At 47.3% G+C, this 17,352-nt stretch carries 12 protein-coding genes; all 12 read left to right on the plus strand.

Going from position 1 to position 17,352, the window contains the following annotated elements:
- Positions 1-46 precede the first annotated feature (46 nt).
- The 12 genes from Q4Q50_RS17975 (at position 47) to Q4Q50_RS18030 (ending at position 17,255) form a co-directional block, all read left to right on the plus strand.
- Positions 47-544, plus strand: coding sequence for a type II secretion system protein (locus Q4Q50_RS17975; RefSeq protein ID WP_311900477.1), 498 nt, complete (start codon positions 47-49; stop codon positions 542-544).
- On the plus strand, positions 534-1,088 hold the full coding sequence (locus tag Q4Q50_RS17980) for a prepilin-type N-terminal cleavage/methylation domain-containing protein (RefSeq protein WP_311900478.1): 555 nt from the start codon (positions 534-536) through the stop codon (positions 1,086-1,088). Before Q4Q50_RS17975 ends, Q4Q50_RS17980 begins: the two co-directional genes overlap by 11 nt.
- Entirely contained in the window at positions 1,088-1,939 is an 852-nt protein-coding gene (locus Q4Q50_RS17985) for a PilW family protein (protein ID WP_311900480.1), read from the plus strand. The genes Q4Q50_RS17980 and Q4Q50_RS17985 overlap by 1 nt, the downstream gene beginning before the upstream one ends.
- Positions 1,929-2,408 (plus strand): MSHA biogenesis protein MshP, encoded by a 480-nt coding sequence (locus Q4Q50_RS17990; RefSeq protein WP_311900481.1) that lies wholly within the window; start codon positions 1,929-1,931, stop codon positions 2,406-2,408. Before Q4Q50_RS17985 ends, Q4Q50_RS17990 begins: the two co-directional genes overlap by 11 nt.
- Complete coding sequence (locus Q4Q50_RS17995; protein ID WP_311900483.1) at positions 2,398-7,029, plus strand: DUF6701 domain-containing protein; 4,632 nt, start codon at positions 2,398-2,400, stop codon at positions 7,027-7,029. The genes Q4Q50_RS17990 and Q4Q50_RS17995 overlap by 11 nt, the downstream gene beginning before the upstream one ends.
- Before the next feature lie 340 nt (positions 7,030-7,369).
- Positions 7,370-8,419, plus strand: coding sequence for a rod shape-determining protein (locus Q4Q50_RS18000; RefSeq protein WP_105251284.1), 1,050 nt, complete (start codon positions 7,370-7,372; stop codon positions 8,417-8,419).
- A 44-nt stretch (positions 8,420-8,463) separates the two neighbouring features.
- Positions 8,464-9,459 (plus strand): rod shape-determining protein MreC, encoded by a 996-nt coding sequence (gene mreC, locus Q4Q50_RS18005; RefSeq protein WP_311900484.1) that lies wholly within the window; start codon positions 8,464-8,466, stop codon positions 9,457-9,459.
- The gene (mreD, locus tag Q4Q50_RS18010; RefSeq protein WP_106649300.1) at positions 9,456-9,944 is read left to right on the plus strand and encodes a rod shape-determining protein MreD; all 489 of its coding nucleotides are present in this window, start codon (positions 9,456-9,458) and stop codon (positions 9,942-9,944) included. The genes mreC and mreD overlap by 4 nt, the downstream gene beginning before the upstream one ends.
- 2 nt (positions 9,945-9,946) lie before the next feature.
- Entirely contained in the window at positions 9,947-10,549 is a 603-nt protein-coding gene (locus Q4Q50_RS18015) for a Maf family protein (RefSeq protein ID WP_311900486.1), read from the plus strand.
- Between the two features lie 229 nt (positions 10,550-10,778).
- On the plus strand, positions 10,779-12,245 hold the full coding sequence (gene rng, locus Q4Q50_RS18020) for a ribonuclease G (protein WP_006087039.1): 1,467 nt from the start codon (positions 10,779-10,781) through the stop codon (positions 12,243-12,245).
- A complete protein-coding gene (locus Q4Q50_RS18025; protein ID WP_311900487.1) occupies positions 12,245-16,501 on the plus strand; it encodes a YhdP family protein in 4,257 nt (1,418 codons plus the stop codon). The genes rng and Q4Q50_RS18025 overlap by 1 nt, the downstream gene beginning before the upstream one ends.
- On the plus strand, positions 16,425-17,255 hold the full coding sequence (locus Q4Q50_RS18030) for a carbon-nitrogen hydrolase family protein (RefSeq protein WP_311900488.1): 831 nt from the start codon (positions 16,425-16,427) through the stop codon (positions 17,253-17,255). Before Q4Q50_RS18025 ends, Q4Q50_RS18030 begins: the two co-directional genes overlap by 77 nt.
- Positions 17,256-17,352: the final 97 nt, after the last annotated feature.

The raw sequence follows: 17,352 nt of genomic DNA on the forward strand, positions 1-17,352 counted from the left end.
ACCTAGAACCTAGAACCTAGAACCTAGCATCACGGCAAAGCGGACAATGCGTAGATTTTCCAGCGGCAGACAGTTTGGGTTTACCTTAGTCGAACTCGTGACCACTATTATCCTGATTGGGATACTATCGGTGACGGTATTGCCGCGCTTATTTAGCCAGTCATCCTATAGCGCCTATAGTCTGCGCAATGAATTTATGGCCGAGCTGCGCCAGGTTCAGCAAAAAGCCCTGAATAATACCGATAGATGTTACCGCGTTGTCGTGTCGGCGACGGGTTATCAAGTGAGTCAGTTTGCTAGTCGGGATAACATTGGTTGTACCGGCTCGCCACTGCCTCCTAACCCTTTATCCAGCCAAGCTTTTCAAGGTGGTGCTCAATTAGTGCTAGTAAGCCCTAACAGTACTAACAGCAGCAACTTCAGCCTCGATTTCGATATCGATGGTAGCACTTCGTTGGCTTGTAATGGGCCATGCATTAATGTGATTGCTAATGACACTGTGATGATTAACGTCTCTAGCGAGGGTTATATTTATGCGAATTAATCCTTTGCTGTTTTCAATAAAAAAATCAATAAAAGCATCCAAAAAAGCTAAACCACAGCAAGGTTTTACCCTTATCGAATTAGTCATTGGTATGTTGGTGATGGCCATTGCGATAGTGATGCTAACCAGCATGTTATTTCCCCAAGCAGATCGTGCGGCCAGTACCTTACATAGAGTACGTAGTGCTGAGCTTGCCCATTCGGTGATGAATGAAATCTGGGGCAAGCGTTACGATCAAAACACTAATGCCAATGGCGGTACGCCAGCTTGTGGTAGTCCGCTAGGAAGCAATTGTTCCACTTCCTTGGGGCCTGAGGTGGGTGAGAGTCGTAACAGCTTTAATGATGTAGATGATTACAACGGCTTAAATGAAACAGCGACTATGCTCAATTCAACCCAAACCTATGCCGATGCTTATCCTAACTATCAATTAAGTGTCACTGTCGCCTATGGGCCAGTGCCCAATACTAAGCTAGTGACCATTAATGTGACGACGCCGGACAATGAAGTGATCACTTACAATCTGGTGAGGAGCAATTACTAATGGGCTCTTTAACTGCAAAGCGTATGCAAGCATCCACACGGGGGTTTACCTTAGTCGAGATGGTCACAGTTATCTTGATTCTGGGAATTCTTGTGGTCGGGGTGAGTAGTTTTATTATTTTTGGTACGCGGATTTTTGTGGAGTCGAGCTCGGTCGATCAGGTACTCAGTCAGAGCCGTTTTGCCGTTGAGCGAATGACACGTGAGCTGCGTAGTGCTTTGCCTAATAGTGTGCGAGTTAATAGCGATTCGCTGACCTATCAATGTATCGAGTTTGTGCCTATCGAAGCCAGCACGACTTATCTCACTATGCCAATAATCCCCGCAGCTGCCGCGAGTACTGGGATAGTTATTCTAGATAATACCGCGAGTGCGATTCGCGTGAATCAATTTGCTTGGATCTACCCCTTGATTGACGCCGATGTGTATAGCAGCGCGAGACAAAAACGAGCACAGATTAAAACGCCTCCTCTGACCTTGGCTAATCAAGTGACACTGACTTTTACTGCGCCAACACGTTTTGCCGAAGCATCACCACGACAAAGGATCTATTTTGGTTCGAGTCCTGTGAGCTATTGCTTTGAAAAGGGTGCAAGCGGTAATGATTTACAAATAGTGCGTTATGCTGGTTATAACTTTAATGGTGTTCAGCCAAATCCTGCCAATATGGGCACGGGCGTGCTAATGGCGCAAAGTGTGGCGAATCGCCTCGATAATAGTAATGACTTGCCACTGATCTTAACACCGTCAAGCTTAGTCAATAATGCCATGGTGCACTTGCAGCCAAGATTTAATGTCAATGGTGAGACGTTCCAATATCGACATCAAGTGCAGGTGATCAATGTTCCTTAATTCACAGCGTCGCTCGGTAGGGCGTAACTCAGCATCCAGATCATCACTATCAAGATCAAAATCTTACGCTCTGCCTGTGCGCCAGCGTGGCAGTGCGTTAATCATTGGCGTGTTTGTGATTACCGTGATGTTTCTGCTGGCATCGGCACTGCTCAATATTGTGGAAGACGGTGATGTTGGGCTCACCCAAGAAGTATGGGGAACCCGTGCCTTTGCTGCGGCGAACAGTGGCGCCGATGCGTTGCTGGCTAAGCTGTTTCCATTGAATGGCAATGTTGGAACGTGTTTAGCATCAGATGTTTGGACACCGCCCGATGTAACTGGTTTTCATGCCTGTAGTGTGACGTTGACTTGTACAGCATATGCGGTAGACACAGTCACTCAATATCGAATCAGCAGTAAAGCGGTATGCGAAAGCGGCGAAACGCGCGTCAGCCGACAAGTTGAGGTAGAAGCCCGTGGGAATTAATCTTTTTCATCGTGCCATATTGGCAGTACTTATCTTGAGTTTCCCTTCTGCTGTGATGGCATTCGACCCTATTGACCAGAGTGTTATTTTTGCCAAGGTTGCTCAAGGGCATCATGGCGATAACTCTAACGTATGCCATCAGATATCATCGCCACAGCTGATGATAAACGGTAATGGCATTATTAATGGTACTGGTGGTGCTGCATTAGATTATTGTTCGAGTAACGATGGCAGCGGGCTTGCTAATAACAGTTGTGATAACGGTTCTGGTGGAGTGCGTAAATGTACTATCGATGGCAGTGATATTCGAGGGTTAAAATTAACTGGGAGCAATGCTTTTTTATCGAGTAGCGGCGCTGGTGGCGGTTATGGTTCTTGTAATAGTGGCGAGCAATTAACACTTGGTGCTAATGGGCAAAATCAGTTTAGCAATGTTTCGCTTTATTCTGCTTGTACTCTGACTCTATCGGCAACTCAAAATGAGTATCGATTTAACACTATCGCTATTGGGGGCGGGGCGACGCTCGTTTTATCCGAGGGGGACTATTGGGTAGATAGTTTTACCTTGAACCAAAATGCTAAGGTGATTTTGCAAGGTAATGTCCGCATTTTTACCAAACAAAAATTTGAGTTAAATGGCGGTAAATTTAATGAAAATAATACGGCTTCTGCACTTATTATCGGTTATAGCGATATTCAGCTAAATAGTGATGCTTTACTCAATGGGCGAGTTTATAGCGATGCAACATTAAGTTTAAATAATAACTCGATTATTAATGGTCGTGTCACGAGTCGTTATTTAGTCATGAGTGGTGGCAGTATTAATGAAGATTTGCCTGTTGCACCGCTACAATTACAGTTTGGTAAAGCGACCACTACTTCAGTGACGTTTGCCAATGCTTTCCCTGTTGGCGTGAAACCACTTATTTTCCTTATGCCGACAATATCAACGGCGAATACTAGCAACGATGGACCTGCATCAACCTTTGTATCATCTGTGACTAATACCGGATTTACTTGGGTGCAAAGTGAACCAACGAGTCCCTCAAACCGCTATATCGCTTCGAATAGTATGCCGGAAGTGCATTGGATTGCTGTGACGGCAGGTTCACATGTTTTATCCGATGGCAGTCAACTTGAAGCAGGTAGAATCTCTACCGTTAACGCATTGAACATGAGTAACTCTGCCTGGACGAATGTGCCGCTGAATACGTCTCTGAATGTCGTATTGAATCAGTTGCAGACGCGCAATAATTCTTCCTGCTGGCTGACAAGCGTGGCACAGTTAAATTCGAGTGGTATTCAACTCAATTTAGATACCTCTGAGGTCCGTTCTGGAACTCAATGTAAACCTGGTAATCTGCGAAGTTTACAATCAGAAACGATTGGTTATTTAGCGGTAAAATCCAGTGTTGGCACAGTCATACTGAATGGTGAGGATGTTCACTATCAATTCGGTACTGCACTTACCCACACAGGCGGGGGAAATACTAAAACGCTGGCTGAGCAATGTGCTTACAACACGAGTTTGACTGGATTTGTTAATCCTCCGACTTTAGTCGCGGGGAAAGATTCTCGTCGAGGTGGCGATGGTGGCTGGCTAAGACGCTGTAATTTGAGTGCAACTCAAGTCAGTATGGTGAACGACGAAGATACCTATGGCGATAGTGAGCGTAGTCATCTTGCTGAAGACTATGGCTTTGTTGCGCTGGAGAAAGTCGCGCCAGTTGAAGAGTGTTTTACTGATGACTTTTCCCGCAGCAGCTTAGGTAACGATTGGGCAACGAAAGTGCTGGGTTCTTCTACTCCGCCGGCTATCAACGGGGGGCGATTAAGAATCACGCCAGCATTGGGTAATCAGGCCACTGCAAGTACTTACCAGCGGTTATTTCCTGCTGAAGGCAATCTCGTCACGATAGAGTTTGATTATTATGCTTGGTCACCTACATCTGGAACGGGAGGTGATGGGGTTGCGGTTATTTTATCGGACGCTTCTGTTACACCGCAACCTGGCAGCTTTGGCGGTTCACTCGGATATGCACAACGTGATGATGGTACGCCGGGCTTTGCGGGAGGTTGGATTGGTGTCGGTTTAGATGAGTATGGTAATTTTTCCAATCCGAATGAGGGGAAGATCGGTGGCCCTGGATTTAGATCTCAATCGGTAACATTACGCGGTTCTGTGGCGGCAAATTATCAGTATTTGGCTGGTACCGCGGCGAATTTGAATCCTAGAATTGATGTTCGTAGTACGTCAACCGCAGCACCCAATCATAAATATCGGATTAAAGTTGATTCAACTATCACAGGTCAAGCTTGGGTATCGCTAGACAGAGATGTGCGTGATGGTAATGGATATCAGGTACTTGTCCCTCGATTTAATGCGAGAGCGATATCAGGTCAAGATTCTGTTCCTGCCGATTTTTATCTGTCATTTACGGGTTCTACTGGTGGCGCCAATAACAACCACGAAATCGATAATTTTAAAGTTTGTGCAATAAAATCCAAACCGATTGGCTTACAAGTACATCATTTTGAATTTGATTACTCATCATCACCGCTCACCTGTAAGGCAGAGCCTATGCAGATCAGAGCGTGTGCTGATGGAAATATTCCTTGTACCCTGTTTACTGATCCAGTTAGTGCGCAATTGTCACTGAATCCTGCTAGTAATGGCGGTTGGTACCAAAATGGCAGTAGTGTTAGTAATGTCGGTTTCATCAACGGAATCGCCTCTGTTGACTTACGTCATAATGTCACCACCCCAGTCACAATCGGAGTATCGAGTTCAAATCCTGCCACCGTCCCTGGTAGTAATACCTTGTGCCGCAGTGGCGCTGGCGCGTTATCAACCGCGGCTTGTACGCTGTCATTTGCAGATAGCGGCTTTTTAATTGATATGCCAGATAAATTGGCCAATAAAGCCCAAAATGCGACTATTTCTGCGGTCAGGAAGTCAAACGACAACCTAGAGTGCGTGCCGACGTTTGCTGGTCAAACAAAAAGGGTCGATTTATGGAGTCAATATATTTCGCCTGTCGCTGCATCTATGTTTACCCCAACAGCCGTTAGCGTTAACTCAACGCCTATCAGCGGTTCGAGTTCGTCACCTTCTCCCCTGAATTTATCCTTTGATGCCAGCGGTAAAGCAACAATAGCGGTTAATTATAGCGACGCTGGTAAAGTTGGGCTAAACGCCAAATATACTGGTGTCGCAGGCACTCCCGATGAAGGGCTGGTGATGATAGGTAGCGATCCCTTCGTCAGTTTTCCAGTTGGTCTGTGTGTTACGCCCAAAGACAGCGGTGCTTTGTGCCCTGCGGGAGACGTTAGCTGCGCTGTGTATAAAAAAGCCGGTGAGAGTTTTAATTTGCAGATTGCTGCTAAAGCCTGGGTTGCAGATAACGACAGTAATTATTGCGATAACCCAAGTACGCCTAATTACGTTCAATCCAGTATTGTATTGTCGAGTCAATTGGTGGCGCCAAGCTCTGGTGTTCAGGGGGGAGTAGGTATTGCCAGTTACGATCAAGTGGCTGCGACAAATAATCTTAATACAATTGTCCAAAGCATCAGTGAAGTCGGGGTGTTTACATTTAGCGCCGCACCTCCAGCGAGTTACTTGGGATCGAGTTTTTACTCATTACCCCTGGCAAAGAGTGCCAATATCGGCCGTTTTGTGCCTGACAGATTTTTAGTCAGTGACATATCTGTCATACCTGCCTGTGGCGGCTTTAACTATATGGATCAGCTGTTTCCTATGTCGATGAAGCTCAGTGCTTTAAATGTCGCGGGGGATATAACGAAAAACTATTTCCCGCCATTCTCCCTGGCTACTGCCAAATTAGTGGGAGAAAACAACAATAATGGTGTCGATTTACAGAGTCGCTTAAGTGCCTTACCTATAAAGACTGATAGTTGGGATCAAGGCGTGGCGATGGTCGATGCTTCTTACCTAGCTAACTTTAGTCGGGTGACCCCAAATGTGGCGACGAACTTGTATCAAGATGGTCCTTTCGAGCTGCTTGATATTGGCGTGCAATTGATGGATAACGATCCTCGGCCCAATGGGGTATATAGCTATGTCGCCTCACCCGATATGGATGCTGCAACGACGGGCAATTGCACTAACTGTAGTGCTAAGAAAATCAGCACTCAAATCTTGCGTCATGGCCGTGTGGTGATGGATAACACCTATGGTCCTGAGACAGAAATACTGCGTATGCCGACTCGGGCCGAATATTGGGATGGCAGTCGTTGGGTACTGAATACCAACGATAGCTGCACAACGGCTGTGTATGGTTTGGGTTCGCAGGTGGACAATGCTGGCCTTGGCTACAACTTTGATCCCGACTTAGTGGCGGGGCAAAGTGTTGTACGTTCTGGCGGGACTGCTACATTCCAAGCTGGCCAATTTGAGTTGCTCTGGCAAGCGGTCACCTCAAGTGGTGCGCCATACCGCGGTCAAGTGACGGCGCCCTTGGATGTGCCGCCATGGCTAGAATGGTACTGGAATTGGAATGGCGTATCACCAAGCATTCTCACAGAACCGCGGGCGAGCGCGTATTTTGGCCGTTATCGTGGCCATGACAAAATCATCTATTGGCGTGAGGTAAACTAATCTGAGTGATTTCAGCTATTGAATTAAACTGAGCCTTTCGTATGAAATGCGCATCAGTTTCATTTATTGAAGGTTGATGAAAACCCTAGTGACAGATTTTAAATGCAATTTCTGAGTTTGACATTTGTTGCTTATTTGTATGTTTCTTCGTTTTAAGTTGTCGATATTTTCGTCAATAAACAGTATTTTCCGCTTAAATACTGTTTTTTAGAGGACGATTTGAAAAAAAATCACTCCATTAGCGATTGTTAACCTCAACGGTCTTGTGGAATCAGGGTGGCATTGATAAAGTTAGCTGATTTTTCTTTTCTTCTGACTCCACAGAATACAGGCTAGTTACATGTTTAAGAAGCTACGCGGCATTTTTTCTAATGATCTATCGATCGATTTGGGTACAGCTAACACATTAATTTATGTTCGTGGCGAAGGCATAGTCCTCAATGAGCCTTCTGTTGTTGCTATACGTGGTGAGCGTAGTGGCTCCGGTCAGAAATCTGTTGCCGCGGTTGGCACAGAAGCTAAACAAATGCTAGGTAGAACGCCTGGCAATATCCAAGCTATCCGCCCAATGAAGGACGGTGTAATTGCAGACTTTTATGTGACTGAGAAAATGCTGCAGCACTTTATCAAACAAGTGCACAACAATAGTTTTTTTCGTCCAAGTCCACGGGTTCTAGTGTGTGTGCCGGTAGGTGCTACTCAAGTTGAACGCCGTGCGATCCGTGAATCAGCCATGGGTGCTGGTGCTCGCGAAGTGTATTTAATTGAAGAACCTATGGCTGCAGCTATTGGTGCGGGTTTACCTGTATCTGAAGCGACAGGTTCTATGGTGGTGGACATCGGTGGCGGTACCACTGAGGTCGCGATTATCTCGCTAAATGGCGTAGTGTATTCGTCTTCTGTGCGTATCGGTGGTGATAAGTTTGATGATGCCATTATCAATTATGTTCGCCGTAACTACGGTAGTTTGATTGGTGAAGCCACGGCCGAGCGTATCAAGCACACTATCGGTACCGCTTATCCTGGCGATGAAGTGCTAGAAATTGAAGTCCGCGGCCGTAACTTGGCGGAAGGTGTACCTCGTAGCTTTACACTGAATAGCAACGAAATTTTAGAAGCCTTACAAGAGCCATTATCAGGTATCGTAAGTGCTGTGATGGTGGCGTTAGAGCAATCTCCACCAGAATTAGCTTCAGATATTTCTGAGCGCGGTATGGTGTTAACCGGCGGTGGTGCGTTGTTGCGTGATTTAGACCGTTTATTAATGCAAGAAACCGGAATTCCGGTCATGGTGGCGGACGATCCATTGACCTGCGTAGCACGCGGCGGTGGTAAAGCCCTCGAAATGATTGATATGCACGGCGGCGATCTGTTCTCCGAAGAAACCTAATTTAACTTCGGTATAGGGCGGTTAATCACCGCCTTAGCTTTCCTATGAAGCCAATTTTTGTTCGTGGTATTTCAAACCAATTCCGTCTGACACTGGCAATTATTTTGTCGGTGGCCTTGCTTGTGGCTAATCATCGCCTCGATCCTGTTCGGCAAAACCTCTCCTCTGTCTTTAGTCCATTACAGTATTTAGCCAGTATGCCCGGTGCGGCGCTTGACTGGTCATCTGAAAGTTTTGCCACCCGTAATATGTTAGCACTGCAGAATAAAGAACTGCTCAGACAGCAACTGCTAATGAGTGAACGCTTACAGCGTTTCGAACATTTACGCCAAGAAAATGAGCGTTTGCGGGCATTGTTAGGCTCACCCGCCTATCTGGATTCGCGCAAGATGGTGGCCGAAGTGCTAGAGGTCGCCAGCGATCCTTTCCATCACTACGTGGTGTTGAATCACGGTTCTCGTAGCGGTGTATTTGTCGGTCAGCCAGTGGTGGATGCGCAAGGTGTTGTCGGCCAAGTGGTGCAGGTCAGTGAAATGACCAGCAGGGTGCTATTGCTCTCCGACGTATCACACGGTTTACCTGTGCGTATTACCCGTAATGATGTGCGCCTGGTCGCCAATGGTACGGGTGAGCTTGATGAGATAGAACTGCGCCATGTGGCCAAGAGTACAGACATTCGTGTCGGCGATTTATTGGTGACTTCAGGCTTAGGCAATCGCTTCCCCGAAGGTTATCCCGTCGCTCGGGTATTGGAAGTCTTGACTGAAGACGGCCAAAGCTATGCTCGAGTCACGGCCCAACCGTTAGCCGCTTTAGATCGTATTCGTTATGTGTTGTTGATTTGGCCGTCTCCCGATTCAGGTGTGACCTTGCCAAATCAGCCCACAGCTCCTGCTGCGGATCAATCGCTTAGCGAAGAGGCATCAAAAATCGGCAGTGCAAGCCCTGCTGAAGGCACATCTGCAGAGACGACACCCGCAGCCACTGTGGCCAAACCTGCAACGGAAACCACTTCTCCAGCGACAGAGGTGCATCGATGAGCTTTCAAGCTGCCAATGGGCGCTTTATTGTTTGGGTGACATTATTTATCGGCGTGATCAGCCAGATCATGCCTTTACCGAGTGCGGTCGATGCTTGGCGTCCCGACTGGTTGTTGATGATTGTGCTCTACTGGTCTATCGCATTACCCCATAGATACAACATCTTAACCGCTTGGATGTTAGGCCTAGTGTTAGATATTTTATTGGGCGCTACCTTAGGCGTGCGCTCTTTAGCGATGTCTTTGGTGATTTATGTCGCCATCTTGCATTGCCAGCGATTGCGAAATTTCCCTAAGTGGCAACAGTCGTTGGTGATCATGCTGCTCATTTGTATGTATCACTTAGTGATTTACTGGGTCGAGTTTGTCATGCAAGAGGCGGTGTTCGATACCGATCTATTCTTGCCTGCGATTTCGGGACTCGTGATCTGGCCTTGGATATTTTGGATTCTACGTCGGGTTCGACGTCATTATAAGGTTCGCTAACTGTGGATTTAGTTTTAGCTTCAACTTCGCCACGTCGCAAAGAATTATTGGCTCACATTGGACTCGGTCGTCCTGAGTTTTGTTTCACGCAAGTGGCGCCGGATATTGATGAAACCGTGCAGCAAGGTGAAGCGCCAAGGGATTATGTACGCCGTTTAGCCGTCGAAAAAGCCCATGCTGGACTGGCATTATGCGCAGATATGTCACAGCCTGCTGTATTAGGTTCTGATACTATCGTTGTGCTTGAAAACCAAATATTAGGCAAACCGCTGGATGTGGCCGATGCTAAGCGTACGCTCAGTGAATTATCTGGCCGAACGCATACAGTGATGACCGCTGTGGTGCTGACTTACCAAGCGGATGCAGATTTAAGCTTCAAAACCTCAGTGCGCTTAGTCGAAACACAAGTGCGTTTTTGCGCTTTATCGGCCGCCGATATTGACGCTTATGTCGCTTCACAAGAGCCAATGGATAAAGCCGGTAGTTACGGTATCCAAGGACTTGGCGGTTGCTTTGTGGCTGCGATTGAAGGCAGTTATTCTGGCGTCGTGGGTTTACCTTTGGTTGAAACACGTGAGTTGTTAGCCGAGGTTGGGCTGATTTAACGCCTTGTTACTGGTATTGCGGCTTGAGGTTAGAATGAACCTTGTGGAGGTTTTAGGCTCTTAATCGAGTATCTCCATGAAGTTACCCTTAGCCTTGTTCCTTTATTCGGTTTTCATGCTTAGATAGTGGGTAACTTCTAGTTTGTAACTTCGATTAATTAATCTAGTTTCCCGAATGGGGTGAGTCGTGAATACCAGTCGCTTAAATCCAAATAAAATACAGCGCAAGATGGGTTCAGAATTACTGATCAACGTAACCCCCTCTGAGGCGCGCGTAGCCTTAGTTGAGCATGGCGTGCTGCAAGAAGTACACATTGAACGCCGCATGAAACGGGGTTTAGTTGGCAATATTTACAAAGGTAAAATCAGCCGTGTATTGCCCGGTATGCAAGCCGCCTTTGTCGATATTGGCTTAGATAAAGCCGCTTTTCTACATGCGTCCGACATAGTGCCGCACACTGAATGCGTTGCCGATGTTGAGAAAGGTCATTTCGTTGTCCGTGATATCGCCGAATTAGTCCGTCAAGGACAAGACATTATGGTGCAAGTGGTTAAAGATCCGCTGGGCACTAAGGGCGCACGCCTGACTACCGATATCACGCTGCCTTCCCGTTATTTAGTCTTTATGCCTGGCTCTAGCCACGTTGGCGTTTCCCAGCGTATCGAGCTTGAAGAAGAACGCAGTCGCCTTAAACAAATCACTTTGCCCTATGTCGATGATGACGGTGGTTTTATTATCCGCACCGCCGCTGAAGGCGTGGGTGAAGACGAATTATCCCAAGATGCGGCGTTTTTAAGGCGTGTCTGGTCAAAGGTCAGTGAGCGACGTAAGCGCAGTGGCGTGTCGCTCTTATATCAAGATTTAGCCTTACCTGTGCGGATTGTGCGTGACTTTGTCGGCACTGAGCTTGACCGTATTCAGGTCGATTCTCGCCGCACTTTTGCCGAGTTGCAGTCCTTTGCCCAAGAGTTTATGCCTGAGATTGCCGAGAAGATTGAGCATTATTCAGGGCCTGCGCCAATTTTCGATCTCTACGATGTAGAAAACGAAATTCAACGCGCGCTTGGTCGTAAGGTTGAGCTCAAGTCTGGCGGCTATTTGATTATCGATCAGACCGAAGCCATGACGACTGTGGATATCAATACCGGCGCCTTTGTCGGACACAGAAATCTTGAAGAAACCATTTTTAATACCAATCTCGAAGCGACCCAAGCGATAGCGAGGCAGTTACGTCTGCGTAATCTCGGCGGCATCATTATTATCGATTTTATCGACATGATGACGGCGGATCATAAGGCTCGGGTGCTCAGCAGCTTAACCAGTGCTTTGTCTAAAGACAGAGTGAAAACCAATGTAAGTGGTTTCTCTGGCTTAGGTTTAGTTGAAATGACCCGTAAACGAACTCGTGAGAGCTTAGAGCACGTGGTTTGCGGCGAATGCCCCGCCTGCCATGGCACGGGCAGCATGAAGACGGTTGAGACCGTTTCCTATGAAGTGTTTCGCGAAATCATCCGCTTAAACCGTGCTTATGATGCAGATGAGTTCCTGTTGTACTGTTCGCCAGCCGTGTATCAAAGCTTGCATACCGATGAAAATCATCTGATTGCTGAACTTGAGGTTTACATAGGTAAGCGTATCCGTTTGCAAAATGAGCCTATGTACTCACAGCACAAATACGATGTGGTGATGATGTAGTGGCGGCACCTTTTACTGCAAAAAAACTAAGTCGTTTTTGTTGGCAATTTATCGCGCTAATCTTAGTGCTATTTGCGCTTGCAGTGAGTTTGATCCGTGGCTTATTGCCGCAGGTTGATGGGGTGCGCCAGCAACTGGTTGATTACGTAAAAAACGAATATAAGGTTGATGTGCAAGTGGGGGAATTATCCGCCCACTGGCAAGCGTTTGGTCCGGCAATTAACATAGATAATCTAGTTATCCCGCCGCAGGAACAACTGCCCGTCACTCTGATTATTAAGAATGTGCAAGTGAAGTTAGATTTTTGGCAATCGCTGCTGACCTTCACGCCGCGTATCGAAGATGTCAATTTTGATGGTGTCCATATCGCGTTAAACATGGACAAGCTGACCGAAAATAATCCCGCCGCAACCAATAAAGCGCCGCAAATTGATTGGCTCTATGCATTATTGCTCAAGCAACTCGACAGATTTTCGTTAACCCATGCCACAGTGCAACTGCTCAGCTTGCGCCAAGAGTTTCGCCCGATCCATATTCGCCAGCTAAATTGGCGCAATAATGGCGAGCGTCACCGCGGTGCAGGGGAACTGTATCTTGATGATAATGCCTCTGAGCATGAATCTCTGGGATTACAGTTAGATCTCAATGGCGATGGCGCGAATCCCGACAGCTTAACGGGGCAGATTTATCTGGCGGCTAACTCATTAGACTTAGGTGAGTGGGCATCGCGTCAGCCTAATCCCTATGATGCGAGCAAAAAATTACCCTTAGAAGGGGTCGTTAATCTTAAGGCTTGGCTTACGTTTGCCGATCGCAGCATCAGTTCTGCCATGGTGCATTTTGAGCCGAGCTGGTTGCAATGGACCTTAAAGGAAGTGCCACAACGATTTGAAATCCAAGCGGGTGATATCGTTTGGCAGCCAAAGGACTCTGGCTGGGAAGTACAGAGCTCAGGGCTCGACTTTGTCACTAACGGTGAGCATTGGCCGCAGTTAACGCTGGCGGCTAAGCGTCAACATGACGAATTCTTTGCCTATGTGAATCAAGTTAACACTCAAAACCTGTTACCCCTGTTACCGCTATTTCCCGGAGTCGATAAAGCCGTATTGCATCAATGGCATGCTTTATCGCCTGAAGCCAGTATTGGGCCCATTCGACTGTATCAAAAGGCCGATCAGCCTTTGCTCGCTACTTCTGAGGTGAAACAGTTACATTGGCAGAAGGTCGACGGTATCCCCAATACCCATCCTTTGGATCTGAACTTACATTGGCAAGACAAGACGCTGTCTTTCTCTTTGCCAGCACAAGTTTATAGCGTGGATTTTGGGGATGAATTTTCGGCGCCACTCGTCTTTAACGGTGCGGCAATTGATGGTCAGTTCAATACTGCAGAGTTGAGTTTAAACGTGCCGCAGTTGCAGCTTGAGAACGATGACATAGGCTTAGATGCTGCGCTTAAATTGGATTTCAGTGCTGCGGCGCATATGGCGCTGGCCGCTAATGTTCATATCAATAATGTCGCCAATGCCGACAAGTATTTCCCCAATAAGGCGATGGGCGAATCGCTGGCTGAATATTTGGATACAGGACTTAAAGCGGGTCAGACTCAAGATACACAGGTCGTTTGGCGTGGTCCGTTAAACGGTTTCCCCTTCGATGACAATAGCGGCGTGTTTCAAGCGGCATTTACTTTAACGGATGCCCAATTCCAGTTTCAACCCGATTGGCCTGCGGTCACAGACTTATCCCTTAATGCTTTGTTTGAAAATGCTCGTATGGATCTTTGGCTCAACCAAGGCAAGCTAATGAACGTGGATGCCACGGGTGCCCATGTATTTATTCCCGCGATTGGCGAGCACACGCTGCTGAGGATTGAAGCTGAACTTGCCACCCAAGGCAGTGCGGCAACTAAAGTATTACAAGCTTCACCTTTGGCGGGGTCAGTGGGTAAAACCTTAGATGTCGTGCAAGTACAAGGCGCTGTGACTGGCAATTTGGATATCAGTATTCCGCTGTATGACGGAGGCGCAGAAGATATTCGTGGTCAAATTAGTTTTGATAACACGCCTGTGTATATTGCCCAGCCCGGACTGCAGCTCAATGGCGTAACGGGTATCGTCGACTTTGCAAATGAGGTGGTGACAGGTAAAGGGATTAAAGCGCGTTTGTTCGAACAGCCGCTCAACTTAACCTTTGATACTCAGCCTAAAGGCAAAGATTTTAGCCTTAATCTTTCACTCAAAAGTCGTTGGGATCTGAATCGTCTCCCCGAAGCATTGCATAATCCTTTGAGTGATTTCTATCAGGGTAAAATCAGTTGGGACGGCGCTATGACTATGCTGTTTACTGAAAAAGGTTATCAAATTCAAGCCAAAGTAACTTCGGATATGGTTGGCACTCAACTGTCATTCCCGGGATATTTTGCCAAACCCGAAGATGAGCCGCGGCCTTTAGTCGCTGAGTTTATTGGCGATCAAAATGATGCGACCTTAGATGTCAAACTGGCGAGTCATGCCGAGTTTATCGGTGGGTTTGATGCTGAAAAAGGTGCTAATTTCAGTTATTTTGATTTGTTATTGGGGCGTTTATTCGATGAGGATGAAGCCCGAAATACTGAGAAAGGTCATATTCAAATTGACCTTGGTAAGGCGAAACTAGCCGACTGGTTACCTGTGATTAATGCCTTTGTTGGCCAAGAGAAATTACCTAAAACCGGCATCCTCGTCGACGATATCGCCCATGACAGTTTATTCCCTGCGGTGGCGAGTATCGATTCCCATATTGGCCGCCTCGACCTTTTAGGACAACAGCTGACCGAGCTTAGGCTCAATGCGAAACCCAATGAAACGGGCTGGCGTTTTAATACCGTTGCCAACGAATTTGACGGCTGGGTCGATTTCTATTCCAACTGGCGAACCCAAGGCCTCAAAGTTGTGGCGAGCAAATTCTATTTTTCACCCGAGGTTAAGTCGGATACCGATGCCGATTTTGCCAGTGATCAAGTGCTCACTAACCTGCCACCCGTGGCCGTGAATGTGGAAGATTTTCGTTTCTTCGATAAGCCTTTTGGCAAGCTAGTCTTGCAGGCGGGCCCACAAGCGGCAGGCTATAAAATCCAAACCCTGTCGTTGACTACGCCCAATGTGACCTTGCAGGGCAGTGGTATTTGGCAACAACAGGCAGGGCAGAATAAAACTGATTTGAGTGTCGAATTGAACGCCACTCAGTTTAATTACCTCTCGGCCCAATTGGGCATAGATCCCGGCGTCAATGAAGCGCCATTAAAGGTTAACGCGGATTTGTCTTGGCAAGGTGCGCCTTATGCTTTCTCCCTCGAAACCTTAAATGGCAAGGTGAAGTTCGACTTAGGCAAAGGGCATTTATCTCAGGTGAGTGATAAGGGCGCGCGCATTTTTTCCTTGTTCAGCTTAGATTCTTTGGTACGCAAACTGTCGCTGGATTTCACCGATGTCTTCGGTCAGGGCATGTATTTCAACTCCTTCAATGGCAATCTGCAAATTGATAACGGTGTAGTGAAAACCACTGATACCGAAATGGATGCGATTGCGGGCAATATGAAGGTCCGTGGCTATACGGATCTCACCACTGAAAGTTTGAATTACGATATCCGCTTTGTGCCGCAATTAGCCTCGAGTGTGCCGACTGTGGTATTGCTCAGTACCAGTGCGTGGACGCTCGGTCTGGGCGCATTTGCGCTGACAAAAGTGCTTGAGCCTGTGATTGAGGTGATTTCAGAAATTCGTTTTCGGGTGACCGGCACTATGGCTGAACCTGTGGTTGAAGAGCTGGAGCGTAAGAGTAAAGAAATTGAAATTCCTGAGGCCATTTTACCTGTTGTTGGAGTTGAGCGCCCAGCGGCGCCGACCGAAGCCGCAAGTCATAATACCGATATCACTCAGCCGGTAGAGACGAAATCTGAGCCACAACTTCAAGAAGCACAATCAGAAGCGCTTGAGCCAAAAGACGTTAAGCCTGAAGAGGCCAGAACTGAAGAATCAAAGTCAGAAGAGCCAAAGCCAGCCACAGATCAAATGAAAGCGCCCGATTTAAAGTTAGTGCAACCTCAAGCGACGCCTTCGCCTGAAGCGCCGAACACGCCTGCCACACCAGAGAATCAGCCAGCAGTAGAACCGATTAAGCAAATTCAGGGAGATAACAATGCACATCAGCCTGTTGCAATGTCAGAGCAGTCGCGACGTCAGCGCCAATCTGCTGTTTATCGAATCGCAGCTTAACGAACTCAAACGGGATGCCGATGTGTCCCATTTAGTCGTGTTGCCCGAATGCAGTTTACTGTTTGGTGGCCACGAAAGTCAGCAACTCGCCTATGCGGGTGATGCTCATCAGAGTCCGCTCAAGTCGGCGTTAAGTGCATTGGCAGCCAAATATCAGGTCTTTATGGTGGCTGGCACTATTCCGGCGTTGGCTGAGGATGGCCGCGTGTATAGCCGCAGTTATCTGTTTGATGATAAAGGTGATACTTTAGGGTATTACGATAAGCTGCATCTCTTTGATGTGGATGTTGCCGATGGTACAAAACAATATCGTGAGAGCGAAACCTTCTGCCCCGGTGATCACATTAGCGTTATCGATACACCTTTTGGCAAAATTGGTCTAGCCATCTGTTATGATTTACGCTTTCCCGACTTATTTAGGGCGATGCGTCTTGCGGGTGCCGAGATCATTACCTTGCCGTCGGCTTTTACCAAAGTGACCGGTGAAGCCCATTGGCAAGTATTGCTACAGGCCAGAGCCATTGAAACCCAATGCGTTATTCTCGCCGCCGCTCAGTGGGGACAGCATAACGAAGGCAGTCGTGAAACTTGGGGGCAGAGCATGATAGTCGGTCCTTGGGGCAACATTTTGGCTGAACGTAAAACGGGTACGGGTTGGGTGCAGGTTGAGGTCGATTTAACCGAACTGCACAGTATTCGCCGTAAAATGCCCGTGATGCAGCATAATCGTTTCCTTGAGCCAAGCTTGAAATAACCGCCCGCACTGGCGAGCGGCAATACCGAATTAGACAGCGATTTACGTACAGAATTAGTACAGCGAATTTACACTCAGAATATCAAGATCCCTTGGG

It is taken from the genome of Shewanella scandinavica (assembly GCF_031932065.1).
GTDB classification, from domain to species: domain Bacteria; phylum Pseudomonadota; class Gammaproteobacteria; order Enterobacterales; family Shewanellaceae; genus Shewanella; species Shewanella baltica.